The organism is Vibrio orientalis CIP 102891 = ATCC 33934 (assembly GCF_000176235.1).
In the GTDB taxonomy this organism is placed as follows: Bacteria; Pseudomonadota; Gammaproteobacteria; order Enterobacterales; family Vibrionaceae; genus Vibrio; species Vibrio orientalis.
On record NZ_ACZV01000005.1, the window covers coordinates 1,340,593 to 1,354,352 of the forward strand.

The following is a 13,760-nucleotide window of genomic DNA, read 5'->3' on the forward strand; positions in this document are numbered from 1 at the left end:
CTTTTATAACTTGTTAGACTCTCGCCATTGTTGTTTAGTAATTCGATACAAACAATGGCGCTCTAACTCATGCCCTTTGGCTAGTTTCGGGTGGTCAAAATTTTGCTCGGTATTCACCATACCAATTTTCTCCATCACCCGCTGTGAAGGATGATTAGGCAGCGCGGTAAACGAGTAAACTTCAGGTAAGTCGAGTTGGTTGAACGCAAAATCTAGCGCTGCTTGGGCTGCCTCCGGCGCGTAACCTTTACCCCAATGTTGTTCGTCTAAACGCCAGCCGATTTCAACAAACGGCGTGTTAGGGATTTCGCGTTGCTCATCTTGCCCAAGCAAACCGACAAAGCCTAAAAACTCGCCTGTTTCTTTTAGCTCCAACGCCCAGAACCCCCAGCCATTATTATCAATGTAAGCTTTAGCACGGCCAATTTGGGCTATAGTTTCCTCTTCAGTCATCACAGATGGAAAGTAGCGCATGACCACTGGGTTAGCATTCAATCGAATGTATGGCTCAACATCGCTATCTTGCCATTGCCTTAATCGTAAACGTTCGGTTTCTAACATGCTTCCCTGCCTTAATCATTAATCGAGTGTCGCGATGACTTTTTCGCACAACTTCTTTAAAAGAATTAGCTCTTCCATTTCCAGTTCAATTTTGCATTTCATTGCTTGCGGGACAGACAGTGCTGCCTTCTTCAGATCAACACCAGAATCCGTGAGCTTTAATACCCTCACCCGCTCATCTTGCTCGCTACGACCTCTGTTGACAAAGCCTTTCGCTTCAAGTCGTTTCAGTAACGGAGTCAGAGTGCCTGAGTCTAGGTGCAATCTAGCACCGATATCTTTGACGCTAATGCCATCACTTTCCCACAATACCATCATCACAAGGTATTGCGAGTAAGTCAGATCCATCGCATCAAGTAGCGGACGGTATGTCCTTATCACTGCGTTTGCGGCACTATAAAGAGGAAAGCAGACTTGATTATCTAACCGTAAACTCTCTTCTTGAGCGCTAATCATATCACTGTCGCAACTGGCCATACTCAACCTCAAACAAGTAATTAAAAAATAAATTGCGCACAATATACTTGCATTCAAGTCATTTCTCGATCTAATATTGCAAACAATTAAATTGCGCGCAACTTAAATTAATAAGGATGACATCATGACGACTCTATACAAAACTCAAGCGACTGCCCTAGCTGGCCGAAATGGCAACGTAAAAACTAACGACGGTCTTCTTAATCTTGAGCTGTCTTACCCGAAAGAAATGGGCGGCTCTGGTCTAGCAACAAACCCTGAGCAGCTATTTGCTGCGGGTTATTCTGCATGTTTCTCAAACGCAATTTTACATGTTGCTCGTGAAGGTAAAGTTGCACTAAAAGAAGCACCTGTTACTGCTGAAGTGGGTATCGGCCCTAACGATCAAGGTGGTTTTGCGCTAACGGTTAGCCTAGCCGCGGCTATCGAATTACCTCAAGAACAAGCGCTAGAGCTAGTGCGTGTTGCTCATCAGGTTTGCCCATACTCAAACGCCGTACGCGGAAATATTGATGTGGCAGTGACTGTAAATGGTCAAGCAATTTAAGCGCTCATAAAGCTAATTCACTACACGCGAGTCAAAATAAAAAGCCGACCTTAGTAAAGGTCGGCTTTTGCGTTAAATGCTTGCAGATATATTACGCTTCTTCGGCGTACTCTTTACGTAACTGTTTCGCTGCAAGAACCATGTTTGCTAGTGACGCTTCTGTTTCTTGCCAGTTTCGAGTTTTAAGCCCGCAATCTGGGTTTACCCATAAGCGCTGAGCTGGAATCTTCTCCGCGGCTTTATTGATTAAGCCTTCGATCCACTCCTTAGTTGGGATGTTAGGCGAGTGAATGTCATACACACCTGGGCCAATTTCATTCGGGTAATTGAACTCTTCAAACGCTTTAAGTAGCTCCATGTTTGAGCGTGATGTTTCAATGGTAATCACATCGGCATCCAGTGCTGCTACTGAGTCGATGATTTCATTGAACTCTGAGTAACACATATGAGTATGGATTTGTGTTTCCGGCTTAGCGCTCGCAGCCGAGATCTTAAATGCATCTACCGCCCACTCTAGATACGCTTTGTGGTCACGCTTTTTCAACGGTAGGCCTTCGCGTATGGCCGGCTCATCGATTTGAATAATGTTGATACCTGCGTCTTGCAAATCTGACACTTCATCACGCAAAGCTAATGCCAGCTGGTCAGCGATTTGTTTGCGGGTGATATCTTCACGAGGGAATGTCCAACATAGAATCGTGACCGGACCTGTCAGCATGCCTTTCATCTGTTTTGAAGTTAATGATTGTGCGTAAGTAGACCACTCAACTGTAATCGGTTTTTCACGTTCAATATCGGCAACCACAATGGCTGGTTTCACGCAGCGAGATCCGTAGCTTTGCACCCAACCAAACTTGGTGGTTTGGAAACCGGCTAAGTTTTCCGCAAAGTACTCCACCATGTCATTTCGCTCTGCTTCACCATGTACTAAGACATCCAGATCCAGCGCTTCTTGGCGTTTTACCGCGTCTGCAATATGACCTTTTAGTGCCGTTTGATATTCCTGTTCGGACAGTTTACCGCTGCGATAAGCACTGCGTTGAACTCGGATTTCACTCGTCTGAGGAAAAGAACCAATAGTCGTGGTCGGGAACAGAGGTAAACCAAGCACTTCATTCTGGTGGGCAGCACGCTCTGCGTATGGCGCACTTCGCTCAGCCAGTGATTTTGTAATCTTGTTTAGGCGGGCTTGCACCTGAGGCTTATTCACATGGGTTGCCGTTTTACGAGCCTGAATTGGCGCACTGTAGGTATCACACGCTAGGATCGCTTCTTGGCTGCCATCTAGCGCTTTTCCGAGTAACGCCACTTCGGTCACTTTTTGTTTCGCAAACGCAAACCAACTTTGAACTTCGTCACTTAAAGCAGGCTCTAGGTCTAAATCAACTGGGCTATGCAGCAGTGAACACGAACTAGCCACCCAAAGTTTATCACCAAGTTTCTCTTTCAATGGTTTTAGGAGCTCAAGTTGCGCGCTTAAATCTGCTCGCCACACGTTACGGCCATTCACAACACCGGCTGAAAGCACCCAGTCGCTTGGTAACTTTGCCGCAACTTGCTCTAGTTGCTGTGGAGAAGCCGACAAATCAATGTGCAGACCGTCTACTTCTAGCTCGACGATTTTATCGAGTGAGTCGACCACTGAATCAAAGTAAGTGGTGAGCAGAACTTTTACATCGCTGCGAATCACCTGATACGCCAGCTTAAAAGAATCAAGCCAAGGTTTATCTAGTTCAAGCGCTAGGATTGGCTCATCAATTTGCACCCATTCAATACCTTGTTTGGCGAGTTTCGCCAGAATCGCTTGGTAAGCAGTCAACAAACGTGGCAGCAATGACAGTCGGTCAAATCCTTCTTCAACTTCTTTTCCTAGGTACAAATAGCTCAGAGGGCCAAGCAGCACTGGTTTTACATTATGACCCGCTTTCACCGCTTCATTCACTTCCTCAAACAGCTGCGGCCAGCTCACTTCAAAGCTATCGTCCTTGCTGAACTCCGGAACAATATAGTGATAGTTAGTGTTAAACCACTTAGTCATGTCTGATGCGGCATGACCACTGCAATCGCAGCTAACTTGAGATTGACCGCGACCAACCTTAAACAGGGTATCAAGATCTGGGAAGCCGCTTTGGTGACGCTTAGGCACATGCCCAAGTAACAGCGTCGTAGTTAAAACATGGTCGTACCATGCAAAATCACCCGCGGCGACAAAGTCTAGACCCGCGTCTGATTGAGTCTGCCAGTTTTTAATGCGCAGCTCGCTGCCGACAGATTTTAGTTCAGCTTGGCTAATTTCTCCGCGCCAATATTTCTCAAGGGTAAATTTCAGCTCTCGTTTTTCACCAATGCGTGGGTAACCGAGTATGTGTGTCGTAGTTGTCATGGTGTTCATCCTTAATTCTGCACGTTCAAATCTGTTATTCTGGTCAGCTCACCACCTAGGATGTCTGGATGGCTAAACTATCTCGCTAAACTGGACGAACGACAATCGACAAATATTCAACTTGTTTATTAAAATTTTTCATGATGATTCGTTTCTCAACCACTTAACTAATAATTAAACTCCCTTGAATTTTTAGACGTCTAGATGTTTACACTCCCATAAAAACAGGTTAGGTTAATAATATTCATGCTTAAACAGTCTGACTGAAGGGAATTCATGATAGAGCTAAAGCACTTACGAACACTCACCACACTCAGAGACACAGGATCGCTCACGGCAACGGCGACAACCTTGCATTTGACTCAATCTGCCCTCTCTCACCAAATTAAAGATTTGGAAGCTCGAATTGGTGGGCAACTGTTTTTGCGCAAAACCAGACCGGTTAAGTTCACCTCCGAAGGAGAGATCTTACTTAAGCTTGCTGATGATGTGCTGCCGCGATTAGCCAAAGCAGAAAATGAGATAGCCAGTCTCAAAGAGGATGTTAATGGCCGACTGCATATGGCGATCGAGTGCCACTCTTGCTTCCAATGGTTGATGCCAGCGCTGAAGGAGTACCAAGTCGCCTGGCCGAGTGTGACACTCGACTTTTCATCTGGTTTCGGCTTTGAACCACTACCCGCTCTGATGGCAGGTGAACTCGACTTGGTGATTACCTCAGACATTCAACCCCGGTCTGAAGTACATTATGAGCCACTGTTTGATTTTGAAATGCGCCTAGTGACATCTATCTCGCATCCACTGGCTGAAAAAGAGTGCATTGAGCCAGAAGATCTTGCCGATCAAACCATGCTCTCCTACCCGGTGCAAAAAAATCGCTTAGATGTGGTTAAGCATTTTTTGCAGCCGGTTGGCATTGAGCCAGCTAAATGGAAACAGGCGGACAATACATTGATGTTAATTCAGATGGTTTCAGCGGGATTAGGTGTGGCGGCCTTACCAAACTGGGCGATCAGTGAGTTTTCTAGACAAGGCTTAATCAGTAGTATTCCACTGGGTAGTGGCTTGTGGCGTCGCCTATTTGCTGCGACACGCCATGCAGACAAAGATAAACGTTACTTGCAGGCGTTCTTTAATACCGCAAGACAGCAGTCTCAAAGTCACCTTGATGGGATTAAAACCGTTTAATCAAAATACTAAAAAGGAGGCCTAAGCCTCCTTTTTGCTATCTTTCATAAGATTTGAACTGATTGGTCAATGGATCGTATTGGTAACCTAGCACGTCCAACTTACCAATTACGGCTTCTACATCCATTTCGTACATAGAAACAAGCTCTTCAAAGCTGTCACATTCTAGGCGCAGCTTTTCGTTCACTATGCCCAACAAGATGATGCTATCAAAGTTGCTCACATTGCTCAGATCCATGGCGTCCTCCTACTCCACATCTACTCTTTCTATAGTAGACGCAAATTCACCGCCTTGAAGTGAGCTAGCTTCAAACTCTTAAGTGATTACAGAACAAATAGAGCCTGATTTGACGTTGCTGATAGAAGCAAAAATACCAGTGCGATAGCAAGCTGACCTTTGTTGATCTCTTTCGATGCAAGTAAGTGCCAAGACCAGGCCACAATGGCGGTAATCAGCAGCGCAAAACTGGTTAGCAGAGGCTGAGTCACTGAAGTTAGCACATCACTATCTAAGCCGTACGCTTTAAGTAAGATAGCGAGCGACATCATCATGGCAGCAACCACACCTGTTACAGGCAAAATGCGATGAAATGCCTGCAAACGTGTACGGGCAATGGTCAGCAATAAATGCGCAAGCAAAGCACCAAGCAAAAACACTTGGAACAAAACACTTAAACCCGCCGCAATCGAAGTTTGTGCGCTAACTTCAATACCGACATACGCTAGTGCTAAACCATTGGCTAGATACATTACCCACATAGGGCCTTGGTCGCGTGTCTTCTTGGTTTGCACTTGAGAATAAAAATAGGCAATAGCAAACACTACCATCATGGCTTCAATTCGCAGTGATGCCAGCGCAAGCCAAAGTATCGCTAGTGAAGGCAACATTTTATGAATACGGCCTCGTTGACCGGGACAAATATCGCCTTTAACAAGAATCAGGGTCAAAAGGAGTTGAGCGCCCAATAACATTGGCGCAAACACGGCTAGTAGCTGCTGGATCATGGTGTCATTAAACTAAAATTATTACTGGTTGCGGATAATAGCAGACTGGTTAATTTTAGCTATCAGTGAAGTAAGACAATATATTTTGGTGCGTCACAACGCCAAGGTATTCCCCCACCGAATTGACCACAAGCCAAGGAGGACTAATCCCTTGTTTTAGTGTTTCCGTCACTTGATCATTGTTTTCTTCAAGCGTCAAAGTATGGATATTTCGCCGCATGACCTGATTTAACGTTTTTCGGCTATTTACAATGTCATTGCGGGTTTCGAACTTAGTCCCCGCCGTTGGTGATAAATGTAGGTTCACTTCTTCTAACCCCACCACGCCGACGCACATATTGCGATCGAGAACGGGAATAACTTCCAAATTGTATTGTTCTGAGGTGAGTAATGAGCGCGCTCTTTCTATCGTATCATCAGGCGATAAACACGGTAGATGAACCTGAGTAATACCCAATATGTTGGACTTCAGTTTACGACCTTTTCCAGAAAGGAACTTCTCAAGATCTTCGCAATAATCCCATGCTTTTTCGAGATCCTGGAGCGGTAACGGTTTGGAGAAATAGTAGCCTTGAATGTAATCCACCCCTAACGAGCAGACCGCTTCAAGTTCATTTCGGGTCTCTACACCTTCCGCCACGACTTTAACATTGAGCGTATGAGCCAATTGAGTAATCATTTTGACAATATAATATTTGTTGGTCCCTTCCATCAGGTTAGTGACGAACTCTTTATCAATTTTTATCACATCGAAATTACTATCACTCAAATAAGAAAATGAGCTGTATCCCGTACCGAAGTCATCAATCGCGACCTGTACCCCTCGGCGGCGAATGTTTCGTATCAAAGAGGACTGACGTGATTCGCTATCAAAATATGCACTTTCGGTTAATTCAATGGTCACGGTTTCCGGACGTTTAGCGTACTTATGAACCAGAGAATCCGCGCTTGCTAATACTTCATCAGTATCTAACTTGGTATTGAGGGAGCGATTAATCGTCACGCCAAGGTGTTGGCCAAATCGTTCCTGAATATGGTTGAGGTCTTGCAGCGCTCGCTGCCCCACACACCAGTCTAAATCCGAAACCAAATCTAAATCTTCGGCAATATTGACCATCTCCTGGGTATTGAGCATCTGACCATTTGGCCCTTTAAAACGGCTTAGTGCTTCAAATTTAACCACGTCCCAGTTTTTTGTATCGACTATCGGTTGGTAGTACACCTCGACATCTTTGGTCTTGATGGTTTTTTCCGCCCACTCCTCAAGCTCTTTTCTGCGCAATACTTGTTTATGGAGTACCCCGTGATAAAACGTAATTTGTCCGCGACTTGTTACGCTGTGTTCTAACATCGCTTGAACAGAGTGAGCCACCAGCAGTTTGGGATCATGCGTATCTTGACCTAAAACAGAGACGCCAATTCGGCCGGTCATGATTGCATTGTAAATCTGAGTACCGACGTGCTGATTAATCGATGAGAAAAAACGCCGTATCGCTTGGTGAATCATCCTCACTTGAGACGGGCCTTTGACTTTGTTGCACTCTACACAGGCGACAAAATGGTTACTGCCTAGATAGCCTACCTCGACCGCCTGAGGTTCTTTGGTCAGGTGTTCCGATAAGAGCGCCTTGAGCTCAAAATCTTCTGTGTGGTCGAAGGGAGGTTGAAAGGCAACCACCATGGTCACCTTCTCACTCCCTTCACGCTGGCTTCGGTAGGTGACTGCACGAATAAACTGCGTTTGAGTCGGCAGTTGAGTCAGTAGCTCTACCCCACCATGCTCAACATCTTCGATGCGGTAGATATTGTTGGAAAGGTCTAGCAACACTGCGACATAAAAGATGCCCTCTTCAAGCATGATACGCTGAATCGTTACATCTTGGGGATAAGCGCGACCTTGAGCACTTTCGAGTAACATCACCCCAGACCAATGACCTGATTGCCCAATCTCACACCAAATCTTGGTGTAAAAGTTGGCGCTATGCCGATCAGATTGCAGTGACGAAAAAGGCTGCCCTTTTAATTCAGAGTTCGCATAACCAGACAGAGACAAAAAATTATCATTGCAGACGATGATGCTGCGCTCTGCATCAATTAATAGCACGCCGTGATGAGCATTATTGAACAGCTGACCAAATAAGGCTCCGATACTCAGAGCGGTAGCTTGGAAGAAAAATAAGGGGGTGAGATGTCCAAATGCCAGCTTTCCATCATCGGTTCGAAACTTCATTTCAACATAGCAGCATTGATCACTTTCCAATCTCAAGCAGCAATTAAAGCGTTGTAAACCTGACTGCGGCTTAAGATTGGTCAACTTGTCTAATAGGATGGTTTGATCGTGGTAACTCATGCAAGGCAGCAGCACGTTGCCAGTAAGCGAAGGTAAATCGGCATTCAGAACTTGGCGGCACCGCGCTTCATCAATATCCAGTCGATGCTTTGCAATATCCCACCGCCACTCTATAGACAAATGGCTAGAGTATCGCGACAGTTCAGGAGAGCTCGTGCTAGAGCCTTGCACTTGGGCCATTTATTGCCTCTTTAGTTTAGCTATAACTACTACTAAAGATTAGAACAATAGTGGCTAACTAACATAAATATTATTAACCAAACACTTCAACGCAGACTTCTGACTAACCAAACCTTTAAACTGACCTTTATCGTCAACTAAGCACCAAGGGAAAGGCACCTCATTCGCCACAAGTTGAGCAATTTCCTCCTGAGGAGTATGCCAATGTAAAATACTCAAAATTGGCTGCATAATCCTATTCGCTGGTTTATACCAATAAGTATTTTCTTTGTTTGACTCTAAATCCGTCCCCATATTGGGAGTAAGGTGCAGGTTGATACTTGGTAGGTCAATAAAGCCTACACACTCTTTTTGTTCAACCACCGGAAAACAATCGTGTTCACCTTCATTAAAGTATTGATAGACCAATGAAAGTGGCTCTCCCGGATCGATATGATGAGAAACCTCAACAATATGACCGAGAGTATCGGCCAATGATGGCTGCTCCTTCTCCGCCACGCGATAGCAATCTTGTTCAGTGGGTAACTGTTCCAAAGGAAGCGGTTTGGAAAAGTAATAACCCTGGATTAAGTTGACGCCAAGAGATCTCATTGCCTCTAACTCTTGTTCGGTTTCAACACCTTCCGCTATCACTTCCAAGTCGAGCTTAGCGGACAAATGCACCAATGCCTTAACAATGTTGTACTGCCTTGAATCAGGCGTGATATTTTGAATAAAAGTGCGGTCAATTTTAAGAGTATCGAAGTAGCACTCTTTCAAGTAACGAAACGAAGCACTACCTGTGCCAAAATCATCAACCGCGATCTTAACGCCAGCACCTCTCAATAGGGCCAGAATCTCTCTGTTCTTTTCATCGCTATCAAAGTAAGCGCTCTCGGTAAATTCAAAAGTGATAAGTTCAGGATCCGTTCCTTGAACATCGAGAATTTTTGCTGCTCGCTCTAGAATGTCGCTCAACTCTGTGGTCGTTTTCAGTGAACGGTTAACGGATAAAGAGACATGATTTCCGAAACGCTGCTGTAAATCTGGAAACTGCTTCAGTGCATTGACTAAAACAAGGTCATCGAGTTCTACCACCTTATCTAGATCTTCAACCGCTTCTATCATCTCTTGGGTTGAAGCGACAAACTCCTCATGCTCAGGAAAGCGACATAAAGCCTCAAACTTCACTGCCTGTTGCATCTTCAAGTCAACAATTGGCTGGAAGTAAACTTCAATGTTTCCCTTACTCAATGTATCGATGACATGCTCTTCAATACGTTTCTTACGCTCTATCTGCTGGTGGATCTGGCGATCATAAAAGTTAACTCTTCTTTCATGCCCTGAGTGCAACTCTAAAACCGCTTGGTAGGCATGAGAAACAAGCTGGCTCGGTGTTGTCGCATCGGCCTGAAACACTGAAACACCCGTTATTCCAGACTTTAAAGCCATGGCCACCGGCGCTTGTGCATGCTTAAAACTATGAAACAGCTTTGTAATTGCGCGACCGATCTGTGCTACCACATGCTGATTGTGTTGATACTCAAATGGCAAACACAAAGCAAAGCAATCATGGCCTAAGTAACCGCAGCACAGAGTATGCGCATTGTCTTTTAGATAGCTCGCAAACTGCCTTTTCACTTCCGCCGTAGAATCCAACTTTGGCTGTAGTGCGACCACCACTAAACCTTGCCCCTTTTGAATATCGTTACATGCTTGCGTCAACAGCGCCAAAAAGCCCTCACGATTTGGCAATTGAGTAAGTAAGTCGATACCACCACTTTCGATATCATCGATTCTTTCTAACTTTCCGGAAAGATCTGCGGAAAGGCCGATAAAAAAAGGCGCGCGATTGGTCGATTGGATCTTTTGAATAGTGAGATCCTGAGGGAAGACAGTGCCATCAGCTCGGCGAGTTAGAATAGTCCCACTCCAGTGGCCTTGTTGCTTTAGTTGCCCCCATAGGTGTTCGTAATAAGCATCACTGTGTTTTTCTGCATTAAAAATGCTGGTTTTCAGCCCTGTAATTTCATTACTAGCGTAACCCGTTAGTTCTTCGTAGTGATGGTTACATACCAAGATCTTGGTTAACTCGTCTGCGACTAGGATTCCATGGTGGTGATTTTCGAACAGGAAATAAAAGACTTCAGTTAACTGATGCTTATCCGTAATGATTAGGCTTGGGGACAAGGTACCCGAAAGTTCATGCGGACTTACCCTATCAATCTTAATCTCAACATACGCAAATAGAATGTCAGGGGCTAATAAGCAACAACTCACCCTTTGCGAGTTATCGCTTTCTAAAACTGACTTAAACGCTTGCTTGATTTGGGCACGCTGCGATTTAGGTAACAACTCAAACAACATCCCCGCACCAACTTCATAGTGCTTGTCACCAAACAATAAGAGTTTAAGCTCTTCATCGCATTGTAATGTCTGGCTTTTGATATCAATTTGCCAATCATAAACACTAGATTTATCCCACGTAACCGGAACGGCTTGAGACCTCGACATTTGATTGATCGCGTTCGTCACGATACCCCCAGACAAAATAAGCACTCAGACTCATAATTTAGCTTATTTTCTCTGTGTAATGCTTTACTTAGATAACACTTTCAGTGCTCCTATATTTCCATAGGCAAAATAAGGGAATTTTCTGCTTATCAGATCACATATATTTGAGGTAGATAGTCGCCGTCCAAGTCGCTATAATTCGCGCTCCTTGAAACTGAGAGCAAAATATGTACAGCGACGTTACTCCTATTCATGAGCACAAAAAATATTGGGCAGAATGCTTTGGCACTGCACCATTTCTTCCTACTAGCCGAAAAGAAATGGATGCCCTAGGATGGGACAGCTGTGACATTATTATTGTTACTGGTGATGCATATGTTGATCACCCAAGTTTCGGTATGGCGATCATTGGCCGACTACTTGAGGCTCAAGGCTTTCGCGTCGGTATTATTGCCCAGCCAGAGTGGAGCAATAAAGATGCGTTCATGAAGCTTGGTAAACCAAATCTATTTTTTGGCATTACTGCGGGCAACATGGATTCGATGATTAACCGCTATACAGCCGATCGTAAACTCCGTCATGACGATGCTTATACGCCGAATAACGAAGGTGGCAAACGACCTGATCGCGCGACACTTGTATACTCTCAGCGTTGCCGCGAGGCCTACAAAGGTGTTCCACTCGTATTAGGTGGCATCGAGGCAAGTTTGCGTCGACTAGCTCATTACGACTACTGGTCTGATAAAGTTCGTCGCTCTGTACTTTTTGATGCAAAAGCGGACATTCTCCTGTTCGGTAATGCCGAGCGTGCATTGGTTGAGGTTGCGCACCGTCTTGCTGATGGCGAAGATATTTCAACTATCACCAATATTCGTGGTACCGCAGTAAACTTAGCTGCAGCGCCAGAAGGCTACAACGTCATTGACTCTTCACGCATCGAAAAGCCGCGTAAAGAAGCCTTTGTTCCTCAAAACCCATATGCGGTTGAAGAGCAATGTGACACCAAGGCGAAAACAGAAGAGCCTGAAGCTAAACCCATTACTATTCGTCCTTCTCGCCATGATGCAGCAACAACCGCTGTGCGAATTCCGCCGTTTGAAAAACTCAATAACGACCGAATTTTATATGCTCATGCTAGTCGGATTATGCACCTTGAAACCAACCCGTATTCTGGTCGTGCGCTGATACAACGTCACGGCGATCGTGAACTTTGGGTAAACCAAGCGCCTATTCCACTATCGACGGAAGAGATGGACCATGTATTTGGTTTCGCGTATGCCCGTGTGCCGCACCCTATGTATGGCAAGGCGAAAATCCCTGCTTATGACATGATCAAAACATCAGTGAACATCATGCGTGGCTGTTTTGGTGGTTGCTCATTCTGTTCGATTACCGAACACGAAGGTCGTATTATTCAAAACCGCTCGAAAGAATCTATCTTGAGCGAGTTAGAAGAAATCCGTGATAAGGTACCTGGCTTTACTGGCACCATTTCAGACCTTGGTGGTCCAACGGCTAACATGTACCGTTTAGGCTGTAGCGATCCTAAAGCAGAAGCAAACTGTCGTCGCCCATCGTGTGTGTTCCCGGGGATCTGTAATAAACTCAATACTGATCACCAACACACCATCGACCTTTACCGTGAAGCGCGTAAAGTGGAAGGCGTTAAGAAAGTAATGATTGCTTCTGGTGTACGTTATGACTTAGCGATTGAATCACCTGAGTACGTGCGCGAGCTTGTGACGCACCATGTTGGTGGTTACCTTAAAATTGCCCCTGAGCATACAGAAAAAGGTCCTCTGGATCTGATGATGAAACCAGGCATGGGCACTTACGATCGTTTCAAAGAGATGTTTGAAAAGTACAGTGCTGAAGCCGGTAAGAAGCAATACTTAATTCCATACTTTATCTCGGCGCACCCAGGTACCGAAGATGAGGATATGCTCAACTTGGCGCTTTGGTTGAAGAAGAACAACTTCGAATGTGATCAGGTACAAAACTTCTACCCGTCACCGATGTGTAATGCGACGTCAATGTACTACTCCGAAACTAACCCGCTTAAGCGTGTGAAGTACAAGAAGCGTGAAGAAGTACCCGTGGCTAAAGGTGAGCGCCAACGTCGATTGCATAAAGCCTTACTGCGCTACCATGATCCCGATAACTGGGCAATCATTCGGGAATCTCTGATCAGCATGGGTAAAAAGCATTTAATTGGCGATAAGCCAAACTGTCTTGTTCCTGCTGAAGATATCGACGCGAAAACACCAGCCCAACGCAGAAAGTCCGGCCGTCACGGCTCGCAACGTTTTGCGACCAAACATACTAAGAGTCAACCAGGATTCGAGAAGATGAATGGTGAACAACGCGGCAATGGTAAGGGAAAACCAAGCGCTCAAGGTGGCAACAAAACCCAAGGTAACCGCAATGGCAATGGTAATGGTAAGCCGGCGAGTAAACCTAATACATCCCGTAATGGTAAACCTTCAAGCCAAGGCAATAATAAGCCACCAGCAGGACGCAAACCAAAACGCCGCTAATAAAAATAAAGGCCTAGCTCAAGAGCTAGGCCTTTACGT

General features: G+C 45.2%; 10 protein-coding genes. 3 read left to right on the forward strand and 7 right to left on the reverse strand.

Annotation, left to right across the window (positions count from 1 at the left end; translation table 11 throughout):
* Positions 1 to 3: 3 nt before the first annotated feature.
* Both VIA_RS16810 and ohrR read right to left on the reverse strand, forming a co-directional pair.
* Positions 4 to 561: a GNAT family N-acetyltransferase gene (locus tag VIA_RS16810; protein WP_004414403.1), complete on the reverse strand. Its 558-nt coding sequence runs from the start codon at positions 559 to 561 to the stop codon at positions 4 to 6.
* A gap of 18 nt (positions 562 to 579) precedes the next feature.
* The gene (gene ohrR / locus VIA_RS16815) at positions 580 to 1,038 is read right to left on the reverse strand and encodes a transcriptional regulator OhrR (RefSeq protein WP_004414404.1); all 459 of its coding nucleotides are present in this window, start codon (positions 1,036 to 1,038) and stop codon (positions 580 to 582) included.
* A gap of 124 nt (positions 1,039 to 1,162) precedes the next feature.
* On the opposite strand from ohrR, the gene ohr reads away from it, so the two are divergent.
* Positions 1,163 to 1,585, forward strand: coding sequence for an organic hydroperoxide reductase Ohr (gene ohr, locus VIA_RS16820; protein ID WP_004414405.1), 423 nt, complete (start codon positions 1,163 to 1,165; stop codon positions 1,583 to 1,585).
* 91 nt (positions 1,586 to 1,676) lie between these two features.
* Here ohr and metE read toward each other — a convergent pair whose 3' ends face one another.
* Entirely contained in the window at positions 1,677 to 3,968 is a 2,292-nt protein-coding gene (metE, locus tag VIA_RS16825; protein ID WP_004414406.1) for a 5-methyltetrahydropteroyltriglutamate--homocysteine S-methyltransferase, read from the reverse strand.
* Positions 3,969 to 4,244: 276 nt separating this feature from the next.
* Here metE and metR point away from each other — a divergent pair, with 276 nt between their 5' ends.
* Positions 4,245 to 5,156: an HTH-type transcriptional regulator MetR gene (gene metR / locus VIA_RS16830; protein ID WP_004417447.1), complete on the forward strand. Its 912-nt coding sequence runs from the start codon at positions 4,245 to 4,247 to the stop codon at positions 5,154 to 5,156.
* 37 nt (positions 5,157 to 5,193) lie between these two features.
* Here metR and VIA_RS16835 read toward each other — a convergent pair whose 3' ends face one another.
* The 4 genes from VIA_RS16835 to VIA_RS16850 all read right to left on the reverse strand — a co-directional run bounded on the left by VIA_RS16835 (position 5,194) and on the right by VIA_RS16850 (position 11,184).
* Positions 5,194 to 5,394, reverse strand: coding sequence for a DUF4250 domain-containing protein (locus tag VIA_RS16835; protein ID WP_004414408.1), 201 nt, complete (start codon positions 5,392 to 5,394; stop codon positions 5,194 to 5,196).
* An 86-nt stretch (positions 5,395 to 5,480) separates the two neighbouring features.
* The gene (locus VIA_RS16840; RefSeq protein WP_004414409.1) at positions 5,481 to 6,161 is read right to left on the reverse strand and encodes a hypothetical protein; all 681 of its coding nucleotides are present in this window, start codon (positions 6,159 to 6,161) and stop codon (positions 5,481 to 5,483) included.
* A 55-nt stretch (positions 6,162 to 6,216) separates the two neighbouring features.
* Positions 6,217 to 8,691 carry an EAL domain-containing protein gene (locus VIA_RS16845; protein ID WP_004414410.1) on the reverse strand — a complete coding sequence of 825 codons (2,475 nt, stop codon included), beginning with the start codon at positions 8,689 to 8,691 and terminating at the stop codon, positions 6,217 to 6,219.
* 54 nt (positions 8,692 to 8,745) lie between these two features.
* Entirely contained in the window at positions 8,746 to 11,184 is a 2,439-nt protein-coding gene (locus VIA_RS16850; RefSeq protein WP_071816353.1) for a bifunctional diguanylate cyclase/phosphodiesterase, read from the reverse strand.
* 227 nt (positions 11,185 to 11,411) lie between these two features.
* Between VIA_RS16850 and VIA_RS16855 the strand changes: the two genes are divergently transcribed.
* On the forward strand, positions 11,412 to 13,721 hold the full coding sequence (locus VIA_RS16855) for a YgiQ family radical SAM protein (protein WP_004417440.1): 2,310 nt from the start codon (positions 11,412 to 11,414) through the stop codon (positions 13,719 to 13,721).
* The last annotated feature ends 39 nt before the right edge of the window (positions 13,722 to 13,760 follow it).

What these genes read in the sequence shown, in the direction of transcription:
- metE (WP_004414406.1), bottom strand. Translation starts at nt 3,968, where the DNA reads ATGACAACTACGACACACATACTCGGTTACCCACGCATTGGTGAAAAA.
- VIA_RS16840 (WP_004414409.1), bottom strand. Translation starts at nt 6,161, where the DNA reads ATGATCCAGCAGCTACTAGCCGTGTTTGCGCCAATGTTATTGGGCGCT.
- ohrR (WP_004414404.1), bottom strand. Translation starts at nt 1,038, where the DNA reads ATGGCCAGTTGCGACAGTGATATGATTAGCGCTCAAGAAGAGAGTTTA.
- VIA_RS16845 (WP_004414410.1), bottom strand. Translation starts at nt 8,691, where the DNA reads ATGGCCCAAGTGCAAGGCTCTAGCACGAGCTCTCCTGAACTGTCGCGA.
- VIA_RS16810 (WP_004414403.1), bottom strand. Translation starts at nt 561, where the DNA reads ATGTTAGAAACCGAACGTTTACGATTAAGGCAATGGCAAGATAGCGAT.
- VIA_RS16850 (WP_071816353.1), bottom strand. Translation starts at nt 11,184, where the DNA reads ATGTCGAGGTCTCAAGCCGTTCCGGTTACGTGGGATAAATCTAGTGTT.
- VIA_RS16855 (WP_004417440.1), top strand. Translation starts at nt 11,412, where the DNA reads ATGTACAGCGACGTTACTCCTATTCATGAGCACAAAAAATATTGGGCA.
- ohr (WP_004414405.1), top strand. Translation starts at nt 1,163, where the DNA reads ATGACGACTCTATACAAAACTCAAGCGACTGCCCTAGCTGGCCGAAAT.
- VIA_RS16835 (WP_004414408.1), bottom strand. Translation starts at nt 5,394, where the DNA reads ATGGATCTGAGCAATGTGAGCAACTTTGATAGCATCATCTTGTTGGGC.
- metR (WP_004417447.1), top strand. Translation starts at nt 4,245, where the DNA reads ATGATAGAGCTAAAGCACTTACGAACACTCACCACACTCAGAGACACA.